Origin of the sequence: Chitinilyticum aquatile DSM 21506 (assembly GCF_000430805.1) — a bacterium.
Classification (GTDB): domain Bacteria; phylum Pseudomonadota; class Gammaproteobacteria; order Burkholderiales; family Chitinibacteraceae; genus Chitinilyticum; species Chitinilyticum aquatile.
Map to the genome: position 1 here is coordinate 1 of NZ_KE387259.1, position 16504 is coordinate 16504.

Genomic DNA, 16504 nt, shown 5'->3' on the forward strand with positions numbered 1-16504 from the left:
TCATCCAGAGCCAGATGCAGCAGCTTGCGGAGTTCGACGACGACGCACTCTTGGGCGGGTGTCAGTGTGGTTTGCAGATGATGCGCGGTGTGTGATTCATCGTGCACCGAGCTGCGCCGGCGTCATTGGCAATGGTGGGCTTGCTGACACCATAGCGGCGTGCAAGTTCGGCATCGGTGATGGCGGCCGGCGCGGCCTGGATTTCGGCACGAACAGCCGGAGTGGTACGGGCGCGCCCGTGCAGACGGAGATTCATTGGCCTGACCTGGAAATCGACGTGCTGAGCGCCCCCAAAACCGAACGTGCCAGATAGAGTCGCCAACTGCGGAAAGGCAAATTATGATCCGAGACCAGACATGCTCTTTCCAGGGTTTACCTGTCTGGCTCTATGACCAGCATTTGCCACAGCAGGCACTACACCTCCTTCAAGCGATAAAGCAGTGGCAGCAGCAAAGGCCTGAGTTATTCAAAAAGCGTGTAATCAATCGAGCAGGACTGGACAGGCGGCAAACCATGTCATGTCCTTGTCCAGCCGAATCAGCAGAGAGCACGCTGTCGCAGCGCATGATTGTAGGATCTCGAGTTGGTGGTGCGGTACTTTGGCGAGGCTGACTTGCTCATGCAGACAACGGATTGGACGGCGATGTGGCCAGATCAGGCAGGATGCATGCCGATTTGTGCAACAAAGCCCCCCGAACGCACTGGTTTTTACATTTCCGATTTTTGCGATAATGCTCGGCTGACCGCTCCCCGAATCCATCATGCAAACCATCCCGCTTTCCAGCATCCGCCGCAGCCAGCCCGCAGCCAGCCTGCAGCTCAGCGCCCTGCCACCGCTGGCGCTCTACATCCATTTCCCGTGGTGCGTGAAGAAATGCCCGTATTGCGATTTCAACTCGCACGCCCAGAAAGACGGCCTGCCCGAGGCCGAGTACATTGCCGCGCTGCTACGAGATCTGGAATCCTGCCTGCCGCAGATCTGGGGACGACCAGTGGTATCGATTTTCATGGGTGGCGGCACGCCCAGCCTGTTCTCTGCCGCCGCCATCAACACGCTGCTCGAAGGCATCCGCGCACGGGTCAGGCTGCTACCCGATGCCGAAGTCACGCTGGAAGCGAACCCCGGGACGTTTGAAGCCGAGAAATTCGCCGGCTACCGTGCAGCGGGGGTCAACCGCCTGTCCATCGGCATCCAGAGCTTTGACGACGCCAAACTCAAGGCACTCGGCCGTATCCACGGTCGCGACGAGGCGCTCGCAGCCATTCAGATCGCCAAACAGTATTTCGACAACTTCAATCTCGACATCATGTACGCGCTGCCGGAGCAGACACTGGAAGAAGCACTCGCCGACATCGATACGGCCATTGCCTGCGGCTCGACACACATCTCGGCCTATCACCTCACACTGGAGCCCAACACGCTGTTCCACCGCTACCCGCCGGCATTGCCCGACGACGATCTGGCCGCCGACATGCAGGACGCCATCGAGGCACGCCTTGCCATTGCCGGTTTCGAGCACTACGAAACCAGCGCCTTCGCCCGCCCGGGACGCCGCGCCTTTCACAACCTGAATTACTGGACCTTTGGTGATTATCTGGGGCTGGGTGCCGGCGCACACAGCAAGATCAGTTTTCCCGACAGAATCATCCGCCAGCTGCGCTACAAGCAGCCCGGGGAGTATCTGGCGCAAAGCCAAGCGGGCTCGACACTCCAGAGTGAAGAGGTCGTGGGTATCGAACAGCTGCCCTTCGAATTCATGCTCAACACGCTCAGGCTCACCGGCGGCTTCGACCTTGCCATTTTCGAGGAACGCACCGGCCAGCCACTGGCCTGCGTTCTGCCTGACATCGAGCGCGGCATCAAGGATGGCTTGCTGGAACGCAGCGGCAACTGGCTCAAGCCCAGCGACACCGGCCGGCGCTTTCTCAACACACTACTGGAACGCTTTCTGAAATAGCTTACAGATCAGCGGATTATGGAAATTCCCGTAGAAATTCGCCCTCCAGCCCGTATGAACGCTTGCATCCATACCAGTGTGCGGGTATAGTTCGGACCTCTTCGCCGGTGTAGCTCAGTTGGTAGAGCACCTGACTTGTAATCAGGGGGTCGCGAGTTCGATTCCTGCCGCCGGCACCAAATAAAATAAGGGCTTACGATCAAATGGTCGTGAGCCCTTGTTGCTTTTGCCCTTCAAAACACACCACGCCCCGACATACACCCCAACAGCGTTTTCTCCAAGCAAGGAGAGTGATGGCGCTGACCGGCAAAAAAACCGGCAACTCATACGGGCCTTCAAGCGACGAGGGGTCTTTCTCGACGTGCGTTAGAGTAGTCATGGTGTTTCCGGTCAATGCTGCAGCGACCGTTTACGCAAAATTCTACACACGCCCCCATCCGGCCTGATCACCAATGAAAGCCCGCCTACAGCGGACAGACTCCACTCCTTTTCGCGCGGCAGCGCGCGATCACACTCCAGATGGGCCAGATCGCCCGTGACTTTCTTGGGCACAGGGCCCCCGTTTCCGGTTTGAGTCCCTGCAGTTTAGCGGGGACTCAAGAGGGGACTCAAAAAAGGTGCTTGGATTGGACTGGTTAGAACTAGAAGGTAACAAAAAAGCCCGTAAACGCTAGGTTTGCGGGCTTCTTTAGTACCAGTGAGGACTGGTTAAAACTCTCAAGTGGTGCGTCAGTGAGACTCGAAAATCGACTTATATTACTAACAATTACAGGCATTAACCACTCATCGGATTTTAAAATACCCAACCACATACCCTTAAGATGATCATCCTTTTGCCTATGCCGCGTACAAGTCAAACAGCATCGAGTCCTGACCACCAGTTCACGGACACTGGCTCATGGTCGAGCAGTCCTTGCCCAAATCACAGCGCTGAACGGCGCAACGGCTGTTCGAGGGTTTGCAGGTCGAGGGGTATCTGGGCAGTTATGACTGCGTACGTCGCTTTATTAAACGCTGGAAGAGTGGCAACACCCGCCCGTCCGTGATGCAGGCCTTTGTGCCGCTGCGCTTTGCGCCGGGCGAGGTTTGCCAGTTTGACTGGAGCCAGGAGCAGGTCGACATCGACGGCGTCTCTCAGAAGGTCAAGGTGGCGCACTTCCGCCTGGTGTATAGCCGGCAGATGTTTGTGGTGGCCTATCCGCGCGAAACCCAGGAGATGCTGTTTGATGCGCATAACCGGGCATTTGCCTTCTTCGGCGGTGTGCCGCAACGGATGGTCTACGACAACCTCAAGGCCGTTGTGCAAACCATACTGACCGGCAAGGAGCGTCAGTTCAATCCCCGCTTTATGGCGTTAGCCAACCATTATCTGTTCGAGCCGGTGGCATGTACGCCAGCGTCAGGCTGGGAGAAGGGGCAGGTGGAGAATCAGGTGGGCAACATCCGGGAATGGCTGTTCAACCCCAGGCCGCGCTTTGCCAGTCTGGCCGAGCTCAATGACTGGCTGGCACTGTGTTGCCGGGAACTGGCCAGTCGGCAGCATCCCGCGGAGGATCGGCCGATTGCCGAGGTCTTTGCAGAAGAGCGAAGCACACTGCGCACCATTGCTGCGCCCTTTGATGGCTATCACAAAGAGATGTTGCGGGTGTCCAGCACCTGTCTGGTTCGCGTCGATTACAACCGCTACAGTGTGCCGGCCGAATTCGCGGGCAAAGCGGTCTCCGTGCGTCTGGCAGCGGATCGGCTGCGCATTGTGCACGACATGCACACCATCGCCGAACACCCCCGGCAGTTTGGCCGGAATCAACTGGTGTGCGATCCCTGGCACTATCTGCCAGTACTGACAAAGAAGCCGGGGGCGTTGCGTCATGGTGCGCCGTTTGTGGAATGGGATTTGCCCGCTCCGATCCGCCAGGTCAGAGACCGCTTGCTCACGCAGCCCAAAGGCGACCGTGCCTTTGTCGAGTTGCTGCAGCTGGCGCGGGAAGCGGGCCTGGAGCCACTGCAAGTGGCGTGCGAACTCAGTCTGGAAGCGGGTGTCATGACCGGCGCCATCGTCATGAATGAACTGCGCCGTTTGCTGGCGCCACCGCAGCCCGCCGTCATCAGCTTGCCCCAGCAATTGCGGCTACGCAGTGAACCGCTGGCCGATTGTGCGCGGTATGACGTGCTGCGCGGAGGCGCTCATGTCCTGCATTGACCGCATTGCCCAGCTCAAATCGTTGCAACTGTATGGCATGGCGGCGACCTGGGGTGAGTTGCACGCCGAGAAACCGCGACAGCCTCCGGCACCGGAAGCCTGGCTGGCGCGACTGATCGAAGCCGAACAGCAGGACCGGCAGACCCGCAGTCTGCGTTACCAGCTCAAAGCAGCGAAATTCCCGATCCATCGCGATTTGGCTGCCTTTGACTGGGCAGCCCCTTCGCCCACGCAAGCAGAAGCCACATGATCATGTGGCATACAAATCAATGACTTGAGCTTAAGTTAACGGGATTGAGATTGCCACCCAAAAGTGTAAGTGAGCCACCGGTGCAAAATTCGAGGCCAATCACCCTGAAACCAATCACTTTTGCACAGGCGGATTCAACGAGTAAGTGCAACAGACTGAAATCGGCATAGAGGGCGGGAAATGACGTACATTCCCGCGCTCTTATGACCGGCAAGTCAGGAGCACCGTAATGTCTTATCGCCATTTCACCGCCGCCGAACGATACCAGATTCAGGCCTTCATTCGCAGTGGACTCAATAATGCCGACATTGCCCGGCAGCTCGGCAAACCCGACGCCAGCAACCTCTCGCGCGAGATTCGCCGCAATGGCGGGCGTGACCGCTACGACGCCGAGCGTGCGGAGCGACGCTATCGTCGGCATCTGCAGGACAAGGGGCGCCCGCGCCAGCGCTGGCATCAGGTGTTCGATGAAGCCGCTGTCCCGTTGCTCGAAGAAGGCTGGAGCCCCGAGCAAATCAGCGGCGTGTTCCGCGACAGCGAATGCAGCGTCAGTCATGAATGGCTCTATCAGCGCATTGCCGACGACAAGCGCCGGGGCGGTCAGCTCTACCGCTTGTTGCGCTGCCAGAAGCAGCGGCGCAAACGCTATGGCTCACCCGAACGGCGCGGGCAAATCAAGAACCGGCGCAGCATCAGCGAACGGCCGGCTGAAGTGGAAACCCGCGAGGAACTCGGACACTGGGAAGCGGACACCATGATTGGGGCTGGCCAGCAAGGGGCTCTGATCACCCTGGTTGAGCGCAAAACCGGGCTGACCCGGATCGCCCACGTTCCAAGCAAAGAGGCGGTCGGCGTCACCAAAGCCATCTGCCGCATGCTTGCGCCGCTGAAGGGCCAGGTGAAGAGCATCACCTTCGACAATGGCAAGGAATTCGCCGGCCACGCGACGATCGCCCGCCGGTTGAAGGCGGATTGCTATTTCGCCGACCCGTACTCGTCGTGGCAGCGTGGGAGCAACGAAAATACCAACGGCTTGATCCGGCAATACTTCCCGAAGAAAACCAGCTTCGCCACAGTCAAGCCACGCCAGATTGCCGAGGTGGAAAGGAAGCTGAATAATCGCCCCAGGAAACGGCTCGGTTTCAAATCGCCGAACTACGCATTTGAACAGGCCAAGTCACTGAATTGAAAACCACTTAACTGTTGCACTTACTTTTTGAATCCGCGCAGTGATGAAGTATTGCACTGCATGTTTCCCTGGTATTTTCGCAATCGCAAATCGCTGGCTATCCTCTATTTCATGCATGCAGGCAATTTAAAATAACGATCTCAATTCGAAAATGTGAAATAAGGCACCGTCATGACTGCATTGGTGTACGCAATCCCATAGCGCGAAAGGAATTGCAATTTTATACGAATATCGCCAGCAAATCGTGTGTGGCCAAATATCAGAACAAGTCACCACACGATGCGGATGTGCGTGATTGCGGCAATGCAGCGCTGACCAGATTGATGCCTTCTGCAAATCCGAGCATGGCTCGGGCAATGTCTGTGTTCTGGCAATCCAGCCAGCAGTCATAGTCCGGTTCGGGAATGACCACCAGGCTTCGCTTCTCATCCCCGGGCTTGTGCATCCGGCTTAGCAACGGGAATAGCTGAGCAGCCCGCCTTCTTCTTCCCAAGTACGCCACAGCCCCGCAACGGCAAAGGGCTCGCCATCCTCACGCTGGATCAGGTGCCGCACGGCCTTGCCGGTTTCGTAGCAGGGTTCGAAAAAGCCCTGCATGGGTACGAGACACAGCTGGTTGCGTTGCCAGGCCCCCTTGTAGCTGCGCAGTTCGCCAATGGTTTCGGCACGAGCATTCATGGTGCTATAGCGAGTACCCGGCGGCAGATAGCGTTTCGGCAAAAAATCATAGTTGGCGAGCACACACTGCCGCGCCAGATCGCCACCGATCAGGATGGGGGCTGCATAATCCTGCCACACTTCTTCACGCCAGTCCTCAGCAGGGGGCACGGCGTGGAAGCGTTCCAGCACGGTTGGTTTCAGTATGGGCAGGTAGTTGACGCACATCGGCTGCAATCGACCAATAGAACATTCGTTCCATATTCGCCAGTATCAATCAGCGTCAAGGAAACGGCGATGATTGCCTTTCTGCATGGGCCGTTTGCGGTCAGTGCATCACCGGTGGCTCTGTCCTGTCCGGTGATGGGCGTGGCCGTGCCGGCCGGATTTCCCTCGCCGGCCGAGGACTGGGCCGAAGACCGGCTGGATCTGAACCGGCGCTTCATTGCACATCCGGAATCGACGTTCTTCTTCCGGGTGAGCGGCGACTCCATGGTGAGCCCTGACCCTTGTCGCACCATTGCCGATGGTGCCACGCTGGTGGTGGATTGCCGCCGCGAGGCGCGGCATGACGATATTGTGGTGGCGGTCATCGATAACGATTTCACCGTAAAGCGCCTGTATGCACGCGGACAGCGTCTGGCCTTGATTGCCGAGAATCCGGCGTTTCCGCCGATTGTGCTGTGCGAGGAGCAGGAGCTAAGCATCTGGGGTGTCGTTGTGGCCTGGTTCATGGAACCACGATGATTGCCCTCATCGACGTCAACAACCTCTACCGTCGCAGCAATACATCATCCTGCGCGGGTGTAAACCCAAATTGACAGAGGCGCGGATATCATTTGTACGAATACCAACATCATTGGTACATTCACTTTGATAAGCATACGCAAGCCATCCCATCGCACGTATCCACAAGCCGTAGCAAAACAGGGGCAGAGGGCCTCGCGATGAGCGCCCTCTTACCACACTGGGCCAGTATTCCGCTCTGGACGCAAACCCTTATCGTCCTGCTGATGATCCTGCTGCTGGTGTTTGCCGGACACATTCTGCTTTCGCTGCTGGGCAACACCTTGCTGCTGCTCCGTCCTCAGCCCGCAGTCAGCCGCCGCGCTGGGCTCTGGCTTGTCCTAGGCGGCATTGCCGGGTGGGCGCTGCTGGTGCTGGCGGTTTATCTGCAAGAGCAATTGGCCGACTGGCTAGGCAGCAATACGGTCATCTTTTCGCTCGGCTTGGCGGCACTCAGTACCTACACACTGGCCGACGGCTTGGGCCAGCTACTCTGGCGGCGCGAGCGGGTTGGCGTCGTTGCCCTGATCTGGCTGATGCTCGCCGGCATCGTCTGGCTGATCTGCACCTGAAGGAGCCTCGCACCCATGAACCCCACCCCCCAACAAGTGACGCAGCAACTGCTGGACTGGCCCGAGCCCGATTTGCGCACGCTGCTCCGGCAACTGGAACACACCACGCTGCGGGATGCGCTGTGGCTGCTGCGCAGCCTGCCGCTACTGCAAACCATCGTCGCGCAGCTCAGCCCCGCCGCCGCACGCCTTCTGCTCGACGATCTGGAACAGACCTGGTGGGGCTGCAACCCGCTGCGCACGAGTGCAGCGCAACAGCGACAAGGCGAACAGGCGCTCACTCAGCTTTACGCCGTCATGCAAAAGTTGCCCGCAGGAGCCGCCCATGACTGAACACCGCCAAGAGGATTACCTCGACACCCTCTGCCTCGCCGGCGAACTGCTCGTGTTTATGCAGCGGCGCGGCAGCATGGCGCTGGAGGGTGAACTGGACGACTGGCCGCACGGCGAACTGGCCAGCCGCTACCCGGTTGCCAGCCAGCCGCAACTCGCCGGACTAGTTTGCGATTTGCTGCGGCTGCTCGCCAGTGGCGAACGCGACCCGGCCGAGCTGCAGCATTACGCCCATGCCGCCATCCACAGCTACCGCGACGAAAACAGCGCCGCCCTGCTGTACGCCTTCTGGCTAGTACTGCGCGCCGGGCTCGCCGGACGGCCCGCCGCAGCCGCCATCGAATGGGGACGCGCCGCCATTCCACACGCCAGCAAGCCCAGCCACGCCGAATTGCAACACGCCTGGCGGCAGCGGATTTACCCCGATGGCAACCCGCTCGCCCCGGAACGGCTAGCGGCCTTTATCCATTCGCTGGAGTAAGCATGCGGCCTATTTGCTGCACCGCGGACGCATCACCATTCTGGTGTTAATGTGCACCGGGGCCAGTTAAGAAGTTTGGAAGCCCCCCCCGGAAAGCCGCAGTCAGAAATACTGACCTGCTCTTTGCTCTCCCCCGGCAGATAACTGGTGTAGCGAGTACATCCGCAATACCAGGAGCATCACCATGCAACTCTTCCGAACAATTAAAAACTGGCTCGGCAAGGATACGACCTTGCCGATGCTTAGTATCGCAAGCCTGCATGCAGACCAGCTAGCGCTGGATAACGAGTCGCGCCGTTTGCGGCTGGAAGTGGATCAGCTGGAGGCAGAAAAAAAAGCCTTGATCAATGAATATGAGCAGGCCAGTCTAAACGGCCATATCGGCCACGCCCGGTTTCTGGCTCAAGAATACGAAGCACTGAAAAGCAAAATGACGGGCTTGAATTTGCGTCACCAATTGTTGTGCAAGCAGATGCGCATGATCCAAGGCTTGATCAAACTGAAGGAAACCAGCGCTCGTCAGCATGATCGCAATAGCGTGCTGGCCATGGATTTAGCGCAATTGCTACAGCGGGTTGAGTGTGAAATCAGCCGTGGCGAGCTGAATCTAGAACAAGTGGACAATTTGCTGAATACCATGGCCGACGCCGATGCACGTGCCTGCCTGGTTCGTGATGCGTCTTTGCTGGACGCCGTAGAAGAGCTGGATGCAGCAGTACAGGCTAGAGCCGAATTGCGAGGCGAAAGCAATGAAGCCTTGGCTGGGGCGCTAGCAAAGCTGGAAGCGGAGCTAGGCTCCATCCGACAGGGACAAGTTGTGCAAGAAGGGGTACAGCCATGATGCCAGCCAACCATGGCGGGATGAGCCCAACTGAAATCGTGGTTCGCGTACAGGCCAGTACCCAGGCACTGAGTCGCGGCGATATTGAAGCGGCACGCATAAACCTGTTGCTGGCTTCGCATGGGCTTTACCAATTGGCAAGCGATTCCGACAGGGGCCTGCGCTCACGCCGAGTGGCGCTTGCACATCAACTTTACGCACAAGCGAACCAATTACCGCAGCCGGCCATTTCAGCACCTTCCCGATTACTGAACGCGGGGGAGTCACCCACTCCCAGCCCGGCCCTACCCCCGGTTGCGCGCTTGGCAGATGTTGCCGGCTGCGAAGAAGTAAAACGCATTTTCCGGTCAAAGTATATGTACCCGATGCGGAATCCGGATAAAGCGGCACTCTACAAACAGAACGGCGCAGGCGGCGTATTGCTGTATGGCCCGCCGGGAACCGGCAAGACTTTTCTCGCGCGGGCTCTGGCAGGGGAACTGGGTATACCGGTGTTTGTGCTCAAGCCATCCGATGTATTGTCCAAATGGTTGGGCGATGGTGAAAAACAACTGGCGACATTGTTTGCCGAGGCGCAACGCCACCCTGCAGCACTGATTTTTGTGGATGAGCTGGATGCACTGGCGAAATCACGCGATGACAGCGAAGGCAATTCAGCAGTACAGCGCATTCTGACTCAGCTTCTGACTGAGCTGGATGGCTTTGCCCTGCGCAAGAACAAGCTGCTCTTTATCGGAGCCACTAATCGTCCCTGGGACATTGATACGGCGCTGCTGCGTGCCGGACGCTTTGATGCACTGGCGTACGTCGGCCTCCCCGAATCATCGGTGCGCGAGCAATTGTTGCGCCATGCACTGGAAGGCATTCCGCAGGGTAAAGACCTGGACTTTGCCTATTTGGCACACTCAACAGAGGGATATTCCGGAGCAGAAATCTGCGCCATTGCCGCTCAGGCAGCACAAGATGCGTTTCTGGATGCCATTGAGCACGGCGGCAATCGCCCCGTCTGCAAAGCCGATATGTTGCATGCCATCGGGCGAATTCATCGTGCCGCAACGCCCGAGATTCTGGAACGCTATGCCCGCTTTGGCGGAAAACCGCCGAAATTCCCGGTTGAGGACAAGCGCGAATCGGAGCCACGTGCATGCCCTGACCTGGCTCGATCTATGGTTGTCTCGCCCACAATACCCGCAACGCTTCCTTGGGATGAAGGCAAAACCTTTATCCCGGCGACACCACAAAGTTACGAGCCACTACAAGTGATCTGCGCTCGCGATCTGGTGGCGGATATTGAAACTCTACCGTTCATTTGCTACGCCTTGCAGCATGTAGGCATCAACCCGGTACGCAAGCTCACCCTCCACAACAAGGGCAAGGAAGAGAGCCAGAATCTTCTGGTAGAAGTGGCGCTGGTTCCTGACGATTTTGGTGCGGCATGGACATGCAACATCCCGGAACTGAAAAATGGCAGCACTTGGGAATGCAACAACATCAGCCTGCCCCTGCGGCTGGATCGCTTGCAGCAAGTAGCTGAAAAAGAGCGGGCGCATATACGCATAACCGTTCGCGATAAAGAAGAAGTGCTGTTTGCAAAAACCGAGGAAATCCCGGTACTGGCCTATAACGAATGGCTGTTTTTACCTGAGTTCATGCAACTCACGGCCGCGTTTGTTCAGCCCAATTCACCGGCTTTGCTGCCTGTACTGGAAAAAGCCGCCACCGTGCAGGAAAAAATGTCTGGCAGTCGAGCCTTCCCCGGATACCAAAGAAACGATCCTGCTCAGGTCTGGCAGATGCTGGCGGCCATTCATGAAACGCTGTCCTCTCATTACCCGATCGATTACATCAATCCACCGCCCAGTTTTGAAAAAACCGGGCAGAAAGTACGACTGGTCGCCGACACCCTGGCTAGCCAGCGTGGAACCTGCATTGATCTGGCGATCCTGCAGGCTGCCCTTTGGGAGCATATCGGCCTGCATCCCTGCATTGTGCTGGTTCCCGGCCATGCGTTTATGGCGTGCTGGATGAGTGAAGTTGGTGAAAGTGAACCCGTTGTTCGGATTTCCGAACAAACGGCTGGCGCAAAAAAACTGCTGAAGGCATTGCAGGATGGTTCGCTGCAAGCGATCAATTCTGTCGAAATCACTTCGGGGCAATCCATCGAGATTGCTCAGAAAAATGCCCGGGATTACCTGAACCAGGCCCTGGAAAAAGGCGGAGATGTGTACATCATCGACATTCATGCCGCCCGCAACAGCATCACGCCGCTACCATGAGCGCCATGACCATGACACCGACAAAAACGATTCAGACCGCGGTATACAGCATGGCCAGCCCACTGGCCGGGCGGGAAGTTGAAAACCAGGATAACTATCTGCTGGTCAACGCCGCTGGCCAGTATGAATGTCTGCACGATGAAGTGCACACAACCGGCCAGCTAACCTGCTGGCCAACGGGGCACCACCGTCTGGCGGTGCTGGATGGCTTGGGCGGTCACGGCGGCGGGCGGCAGATTGCCGAGCGCATTGTGCAGGAGCTATTGCAAATGCCAGCTTTTTTTGATCTGGCACTCATGCGCGCCGAACTGCGCAATCTGCATGCCCGCATCTGCGCCGAACTCAAACATGCCGAGGTGTCCCCCGGCTCCACCTTGCTGATACTGGAAATCCCGGCGCACGGCCCGGCGCTACTGTTCCATGTAGGAGACTCCCGCTTATTGGCCTTGCGCCCGGAAGGGCTCGAACTGCTCACCATCGACCATTGCCCGCCAACGGCTGCAGCATTGCGCGGCGAACTGGACGAGCACGCTTGGCTAACGCAGGTGCTGGAAGAAGATCGCTGTGAAATCAGCCAGGCTTTCGGCCTGGGCAACACCCTTGGCAGCAACACCCTGCAAAGCGAACTGTATGAACTGACCCGCGACAACGTGCCTGCATTTCTTGCCGGGCTGGCCGATTGCCGCCCTATTGCGCTGGAGCCCGCAGTCACCTATTTGCTGGCTACGGATGGCTTGTGGGCCTATGAATCCCCATTGCCCATGCTGCTGGAATTGCCGGGTATCGCCACGCAGCACGCAAATAATCTGACGGAAATGCTTGATACCATCGCAGAACAGCACCGGATTAAATCCCGGCAGCAAGCACGAACCGACAACACCACCCTGCTGGCCTTCGCATTGCTCTGAAGTCTGCAGCAAATGCACTACATCCGGGACTAGATCCAGCCGCCTCTCCTGCAAAGCAGGAAGCATCTGGTAAGATTTGCGCAATTCAATGGATTTGGATCAGGCTGCACAATGGCGCGCTACGGTTTCTTTATCGGCATCAACCCTTACCAGGATCCGAACATTGGTGTACTGAAATGTGCAGAAAACGATGCGCGTGAATTAACCGGGGTATTCCAGCACAAGCTTGGATTTCAGACCACCTACATCGAAGAGCGCGATGCGCCAGGCATTCTGGAGAAACTGCAAGGCATTGAAAGAAAACTGCAGGCAGGCGATACCTTCCTGTTTTATTTTTCAGGCCACGGTATCCAGCATGCGGACGAGCAGTATTTCCTGCTGCCCAAGGCCAGACTGACCCATCTGGATGCCGGGCTGACTACCGATACCCTGCCGTGGAAAGCACTGAACCTGTACACCGAAAATGAACACTGGCGCGACGTACACCGCATATTCATATTTGATGCCTGCCGCGCCGCATTGGGCACACAAAAATCGGGCGGTGCATTACCCAGCTTCAAGGGCGAAGCCATTCTGCGCAAGCCAGTGCTGGCATCCAGCCAAACCAAAGCAGCGAACGCCCAGCACTACCCGCTGACCATCATCAACTCCTGCAGCGACGGCCAATGTGCGCTTGAACTGATTGATGCCGAAACCGGCATAGGCAAAGGCTCATTCACCGCAGCCCTGCTGGATGAAATGGAAAAGGCGATCAAAACGGGTAGGCCCTTCGAGATCAGCCCGCAAAGCATGGACCGCATCGGCTACCGTATTCGCCAGCGCACCGAAGCCTTTGGTCTGGGCGATCATGTGCAAAGCCCGATGCTTGGCGGCCAACACCCAGTTGCGCTATACGCGCCCCCTACCCAAGCGGCCACCCAACCGCAAACCGATACGATCCAGCAACTACTGCAAGAATTTGACGACCAGCTCGCCCAGGGCTTTCTGGATACCCCGCCTGGCTATAACGCCCTCGAAACATTGAATGATCTCAAGCGTATGGGGCTGTCTGGCAGCCAGCGCCTGGAGCTGGGTCAGAAACTGCACGCGGCACAGCATGCCGCGAAAGAGCAAGCCAATGCTGCGGAACAACAAGCCGAACTCGCTGCTGCGGATGCAGCACTGGCGCAAATTGCCAGAATCGATGATGAGATAACCAAGCAACAGGAAAACGTGGCAAAAGAACAAGCGCGCGAGGACACCGAAGCAGCGCAACAAAAAGCCCAAGCACTGGAACAACAGCGGGCCGCCGCCGAGGAACAGGCCGCTCGAGCAGAGGCCGCCAGGCAGAACAGCGAAGCCGATACGCAAAAAGCACAGGGGTTGTCTGAGCAGGGTAAGCCTGCAAAAGGCGCGCCATTCGCACTAAAAGCTGCAGGCCTTGTCGCGGCAGTACTGGCAACTTTTATTCTCTGGCCCAAACCGAAACCGGTACCACAGAAAGCTGCTGCGATTGTTGATTCTGGATCGAAAGCAGGCACCAGCGAAACCTTCACCGTCAACGGAGTCGGCTTCAAGATGGTCGCTATTCCGGCAGGTAACTTTTCGATGGGGTCACGCTATGACGAAGTAGGGAGTGGTAATGATGAATTGCCACGCCGGCGTGTGAGCATCCAGCCCTTTCAGTTGGGCCAAACCGAAGTCACCCAAGAGCTCTGGCAGGCGGTGATGGGCATCAATCCCAGCAACTTTGAAGACTGCGGTGCAAGCTGTCCGGTGGAAAATGTTAGCTGGGAGACGATTCAGAGCTTTATCAGAACACTGAATCGATACACTGGCCAGACCTTCCGTTTGCCGAGCGAAGAGGAATGGGAATATGCAGCCCGCGCCGGTTGCAGCACCTCCTTCAACGTTGGAGGCCAATGCCGGGATAAGATCGAGACCAGTGAAGCAAATTTCGATGGGGGTTCGTCCTATAACGGCAGTGCCAAGGGCGAATACCGTGGCAAAACCCTGCCGGTGGCCAGCTTTGCGGCCAATAGTTTTGGTTTGTATGATATGCACGGTAATGTGTACGAATGGGTGCAGGATTGCTATGCGTTTAGCTACACCAACGCCCCAGGTGATGGCAGTGCGGTAAAAACTACGCCTTGTGATTATCGAGTGTTACGCGGCGGCTCTTGGAGCGTACATCCGCAATATCTACGCGCGGCGAGTCGCAATAGCAAATCTGCCTCCGACGCGTGGATCAGTGGAGGTTTTCGCCTAGCCAGGACGCTACCATAGTGCCGCGCAGTCAACTAACCCTTTGGTTCTTTACCCGGCACAAACCCTGCATTTCTGTAATTTACACCCACGTATACCTACGCAAGCATTCCATTTAAATGGTTACCTGCACATACCCATACCGCAAGCAACAGGGCGGAGCACATTCATTCAGGGTGTGCATGGCAAGCCGTGCGAAGCAACCGTCGCGAACGGCAAGGGCCGGAATGCGGCGATCCGCATCCAGCCATGCCCTCCGAAACCACTCAAGTCAACAGCCCTGCTTCATCCCCTGCCATATTGTTTGCCCTGCTGCTGGCTTTTCTTCGGGTTGTTCTTTTTCGCCACGATCATCTTGTTTTCAGCTCGCCCCTTCTGCGGCGGCGCTGACCGTTTGGCGACGGGTTCACTGGTCTGTTCATGCTGAATGCGGGCGGCCAGCTCAGGATCAAGGTGCAGCGCCAGCAGCTGCCCTCGCGCCAGCTTCTTGCGCCCCGACAGGCCGGGGTTCCAGCGGGCAATGTCCTGCGCCGGTTTGTTGACACGGTGGGCGAAGGTAGCAAGTGTTTCACCTTTGCGGGCGGCAATCAGGATTTTGACCAGATCAGGGGTAAACGCCACCGAAGCCACGGAAACGGTGTATTCGTCCACCGATGGCTTCGGCGTGCTGACGGGGATGAACAGGGCGCTGCCCACGGTGGGCTTCATGCCCGGAGGGATATTGTTGGCGGCGCGCAGTTGCTGCGGCTGAATGCCATGCTGGGCGGCAATATGCTCCACCCGCTGCGTGGCCTTTAGCCGGATGACAGTCCAGCTGGCTGTGGCATCACGATCGCTTGCAAGCCGGCGGGCAAATTCATGGGCCTGATCGGTGGGCAGCAGCAATTTCGGCGTGGCCGCGCGCATCAACAGGGGTTTACGCACGGAAGGGTTCAGGGCAAAGAACTCCTTGGCGCTGATCCCTGCCATGCTGATGGCCTTGTCCACGTCCATATCGTGCGGCACGGGCACTTCGGCCAGATAGGGCTCATTCGGAATGGCTGGCAATTTCACGCCGTAGGCTTGCGGGTTCTTGATGATTTTCACCAACGCCAGCAGCTGTGGCACGTAGTTGCGCGTTTCCTGCGGCATTTTCAGCCCGAGGTAATCATCCGGCAAGCCAGCCGCGCGGTTTCTGGCTTGCGCCCGGGCTACCGCATTTTCGCCCCAGTTGTAGGCTGCCAGCGAGAGATGCCAGTCGCCAAATTGCTGATTGAGCCGCCCCAGATAATCCAGCGCACCCCGTGTGCTGGCAATGAGATTGTTGCGATCATCGGTCAGCAGGCTGATTTTCATGTTGAAATGCTTGCCGGTGGCGGGCATGAACTGCCAGGCCCCTGCCGCACCGACTGGCGAGCGGGCTTGCGGATTCATGCCGCTTTCCACATAGGGCAATAAGGCCAGCTCGGCGGGCATATTGCGTTTCTCCAGTGCATCGACGAAGTAATACAGATAGCACCGGGCGCGTTCGTTGCGCTCCAGATAACGGGTGGCGGCGAAATGGCGAGCGTATTGCTCGACGGCCGGGGAATCCAGCTCAGCCATGGTGAAGCTGCGCCGCATGCGCTCCCAGATGTCTTGTGCGGCAGGCTGCGGCATGGTGATGGCAGCATCAGCGAGTGGCTGCCCCACTGGCGGGGATGCCGCTGGCATGGGTGTGGCGGATTCAATCTTGGGTGCGACAGTTTGCATGGACTGGCAGCCGGTCAAAGCCAGCAGTATCAGCATCATCAGGATTCGGGGTTGCATGCTTTTGCTCCGGTTTGGTAA

The 16504-nt window shown here is 57.7% G+C and carries 14 protein-coding genes, 1 tRNA gene and 2 pseudogenes; 14 read left to right on the forward strand and 3 right to left on the reverse strand.

Annotated elements, in window-relative coordinates; all coding sequences use genetic code 11:
• Window positions 1-256: pseudogene (locus H559_RS22800) on the reverse strand (IS481 family transposase); the annotation flags it as partial.
• A 505-nt stretch (window positions 257-761) separates the two neighbouring features.
• Here H559_RS22800 and hemW point away from each other — a divergent pair.
• The 6 genes and pseudogenes from hemW to H559_RS0113195 all read left to right on the forward strand — a co-directional run bounded on the left by hemW (window position 762) and on the right by H559_RS0113195 (window position 5597).
• A complete protein-coding gene (gene hemW / locus H559_RS0113175; protein WP_081413063.1) occupies window positions 762-1958 on the forward strand; it encodes a radical SAM family heme chaperone HemW in 1197 nt (398 codons plus the stop codon).
• Between the two features lie 103 nt (window positions 1959-2061).
• A tRNA-Thr gene (locus H559_RS0113180) sits at window positions 2062-2137 on the forward strand.
• A 755-nt stretch (window positions 2138-2892) separates the two neighbouring features.
• A pseudogene (istA, locus tag H559_RS23485) lies at window positions 2893-3552 on the forward strand (IS21 family transposase); the annotation flags it as partial.
• Between the two features lie 9 nt (window positions 3553-3561).
• Window positions 3562-4158 carry a Mu transposase domain-containing protein gene (locus tag H559_RS23490; RefSeq protein WP_444541995.1) on the forward strand — a complete coding sequence of 199 codons (597 nt, stop codon included), beginning with the start codon at window positions 3562-3564 and terminating at the stop codon, window positions 4156-4158.
• Window positions 4145-4408: an ATP-binding protein gene (locus H559_RS0113190; protein WP_028453056.1), complete on the forward strand. Its 264-nt coding sequence runs from the start codon at window positions 4145-4147 to the stop codon at window positions 4406-4408. Before H559_RS23490 ends, H559_RS0113190 begins: the two co-directional genes overlap by 14 nt.
• Window positions 4409-4637: 229 nt before the next feature.
• Window positions 4638-5597: an IS30 family transposase gene (locus tag H559_RS0113195; protein ID WP_028453057.1), complete on the forward strand. Its 960-nt coding sequence runs from the start codon at window positions 4638-4640 to the stop codon at window positions 5595-5597.
• Window positions 5598-6047: 450 nt separating this feature from the next.
• Here the strand turns inward: H559_RS0113195 and H559_RS20415 are convergent, their stop codons facing one another.
• Window positions 6048-6482, reverse strand: a complete 435-nt coding sequence (locus H559_RS20415) for an SOS response-associated peptidase family protein (protein ID WP_051279450.1) — start codon at window positions 6480-6482, stop codon at window positions 6048-6050.
• A 69-nt stretch (window positions 6483-6551) separates the two neighbouring features.
• Here H559_RS20415 and H559_RS0113205 point away from each other — a divergent pair, with 69 nt between their 5' ends.
• The 8 genes from H559_RS0113205 (at window position 6552) to H559_RS21865 (ending at window position 14716) form a co-directional block, all read left to right on the forward strand.
• Complete coding sequence (locus H559_RS0113205; RefSeq protein WP_155845422.1) at window positions 6552-7001, forward strand: LexA family protein; 450 nt, start codon at window positions 6552-6554, stop codon at window positions 6999-7001.
• Between the two features lie 200 nt (window positions 7002-7201).
• Window positions 7202-7612: a hypothetical protein gene (locus H559_RS0113210; RefSeq protein WP_028453058.1), complete on the forward strand. Its 411-nt coding sequence runs from the start codon at window positions 7202-7204 to the stop codon at window positions 7610-7612.
• A 15-nt stretch (window positions 7613-7627) separates the two neighbouring features.
• On the forward strand, window positions 7628-7945 hold the full coding sequence (locus tag H559_RS0113215) for a hypothetical protein (protein ID WP_028453059.1): 318 nt from the start codon (window positions 7628-7630) through the stop codon (window positions 7943-7945).
• Window positions 7938-8426 (forward strand): MotA/TolQ/ExbB proton channel family protein, encoded by a 489-nt coding sequence (locus tag H559_RS0113220; RefSeq protein WP_028453060.1) that lies wholly within the window; start codon window positions 7938-7940, stop codon window positions 8424-8426. Before H559_RS0113215 ends, H559_RS0113220 begins: the two co-directional genes overlap by 8 nt.
• A gap of 184 nt (window positions 8427-8610) precedes the next feature.
• Window positions 8611-9267 carry a hypothetical protein gene (locus tag H559_RS0113225; protein ID WP_028453061.1) on the forward strand — a complete coding sequence of 219 codons (657 nt, stop codon included), beginning with the start codon at window positions 8611-8613 and terminating at the stop codon, window positions 9265-9267.
• Window positions 9264-11543 (forward strand): ATP-binding protein, encoded by a 2280-nt coding sequence (locus H559_RS21860; protein ID WP_081413064.1) that lies wholly within the window; start codon window positions 9264-9266, stop codon window positions 11541-11543. Before H559_RS0113225 ends, H559_RS21860 begins: the two co-directional genes overlap by 4 nt.
• A gap of 50 nt (window positions 11544-11593) precedes the next feature.
• Window positions 11594-12451 (forward strand): PP2C family serine/threonine-protein phosphatase, encoded by an 858-nt coding sequence (locus tag H559_RS20425; protein WP_155845432.1) that lies wholly within the window; start codon window positions 11594-11596, stop codon window positions 12449-12451.
• A gap of 111 nt (window positions 12452-12562) precedes the next feature.
• Window positions 12563-14716: an SUMF1/EgtB/PvdO family nonheme iron enzyme gene (locus H559_RS21865; protein WP_051279455.1), complete on the forward strand. Its 2154-nt coding sequence runs from the start codon at window positions 12563-12565 to the stop codon at window positions 14714-14716.
• A gap of 264 nt (window positions 14717-14980) precedes the next feature.
• On the opposite strand, the gene H559_RS0113245 is transcribed toward H559_RS21865, so the two are convergent.
• Window positions 14981-16483, reverse strand: coding sequence for a transglycosylase SLT domain-containing protein (locus H559_RS0113245; protein ID WP_028453062.1), 1503 nt, complete (start codon window positions 16481-16483; stop codon window positions 14981-14983).
• Window positions 16484-16504: the final 21 nt, after the last annotated feature.

Excerpts from the sequence above, each read along its gene's own strand:
- hemW (WP_081413063.1), top strand. The coding sequence starts at position 762 with ATGCAAACCATCCCGCTTTCCAGCATCCGCCGCAGCCAGCCCGCAGCC.
- H559_RS0113190 (WP_028453056.1), top strand. The coding sequence starts at position 4,145 with ATGTCCTGCATTGACCGCATTGCCCAGCTCAAATCGTTGCAACTGTAT.
- H559_RS0113195 (WP_028453057.1), top strand. The coding sequence starts at position 4,638 with ATGTCTTATCGCCATTTCACCGCCGCCGAACGATACCAGATTCAGGCC.
- H559_RS20415 (WP_051279450.1), bottom strand. The coding sequence starts at position 6,482 with ATGTGCGTCAACTACCTGCCCATACTGAAACCAACCGTGCTGGAACGC.
- H559_RS0113205 (WP_155845422.1), top strand. The coding sequence starts at position 6,552 with ATGATTGCCTTTCTGCATGGGCCGTTTGCGGTCAGTGCATCACCGGTG.
- H559_RS0113210 (WP_028453058.1), top strand. The coding sequence starts at position 7,202 with ATGAGCGCCCTCTTACCACACTGGGCCAGTATTCCGCTCTGGACGCAA.
- H559_RS0113215 (WP_028453059.1), top strand. The coding sequence starts at position 7,628 with ATGAACCCCACCCCCCAACAAGTGACGCAGCAACTGCTGGACTGGCCC.
- H559_RS0113220 (WP_028453060.1), top strand. The coding sequence starts at position 7,938 with ATGACTGAACACCGCCAAGAGGATTACCTCGACACCCTCTGCCTCGCC.
- H559_RS0113225 (WP_028453061.1), top strand. The coding sequence starts at position 8,611 with ATGCAACTCTTCCGAACAATTAAAAACTGGCTCGGCAAGGATACGACC.
- H559_RS21860 (WP_081413064.1), top strand. The coding sequence starts at position 9,264 with ATGATGCCAGCCAACCATGGCGGGATGAGCCCAACTGAAATCGTGGTT.
- H559_RS20425 (WP_155845432.1), top strand. The coding sequence starts at position 11,594 with ATGGCCAGCCCACTGGCCGGGCGGGAAGTTGAAAACCAGGATAACTAT.
- H559_RS21865 (WP_051279455.1), top strand. The coding sequence starts at position 12,563 with ATGGCGCGCTACGGTTTCTTTATCGGCATCAACCCTTACCAGGATCCG.
- H559_RS0113245 (WP_028453062.1), bottom strand. The coding sequence starts at position 16,483 with ATGCAACCCCGAATCCTGATGATGCTGATACTGCTGGCTTTGACCGGC.